The 685-nt window shown below is 70.1% G+C and carries 2 protein-coding genes; one reads left to right on the top strand and one right to left on the bottom strand.

The annotated features are described in order from the left end of the window. Window positions 1-432 (bottom strand): signal peptidase II (locus ACWKWX_RS32655; protein ID WP_483829933.1); only part of this gene is annotated, 432 nt, incomplete at its 3' end. Window positions 433-492: 60 nt separating this feature from the next. Between ACWKWX_RS32655 and ACWKWX_RS32650 the strand changes: the two genes are divergently transcribed. Next, window positions 493-685: TetR/AcrR family transcriptional regulator (locus tag ACWKWX_RS32650; RefSeq protein ID WP_483829932.1), on the top strand; the 193-nt coding region annotated here is incomplete at its 3' end.

The raw sequence follows: 685 nt of genomic DNA, 5'->3' as shown, positions 1-685 counted from the left end.
GTCGCCGTAGGCGAGGAAGTCGGTGACGTGGCCGCGGCCGAACGCGGGCGGGTTCATGATTCGGTCGATGAGGTTGCCGACCGCGCCGCCGAGGACCAGCCCCAGCGCGAGGCCCCAGCGGGCACCGCGCAGCCGAATGGCGAAGATGACCACCGCGGCGGAGGCGAGTACGCCGATGAGGGTGATGATCCAGGTGGCCCCGGAGCCGAGCGAGAACGCGGCTCCGGGGTTGTAGACCAGGGACAGGCCGAACAGGTCCCCGACCAGCGGGATCCGTTCCCCCGGGGCCAGCTGTGCCACGGCGAGGGCCTTCGAGGCCTGGTCGAGCACCACAGCGAGCACGGCCACGACCAAGGTGAAGCCAAGGGCTCTCCTCGCCTGCGGCCGTGGGCCCGTACGGTCTTCGCCGACTGTCGCGGCGACGTCCTGCACGCGCACATCCTCGATTCGGCGAAAGCCCTCTTCCTCGAGAGCGGCTTCGAGCGGACGTCGATGGATGCCGTCGCCGCCCGCGCCAAGACCTCGAAGCGGTCGCTCTACGCCCACTTCCCCACCAAGGACGCCCTGTTCCTGGCCGTCATCGACCGGGTCGACGACCTCTTCCATGGCCGCATGCGCACCCCCTCCGACTACGCCGACGAGCCCGTCGAGGCCGTCACCCTCTTCAGTGGGCGGTTCCTGCAGA

The organism is Pseudomonas imperatae (assembly GCF_057128625.1).
The sequence above is the reverse complement of the archived record's forward strand: the minus strand, read 5'-3'. Positions and strand labels throughout refer to the sequence as shown.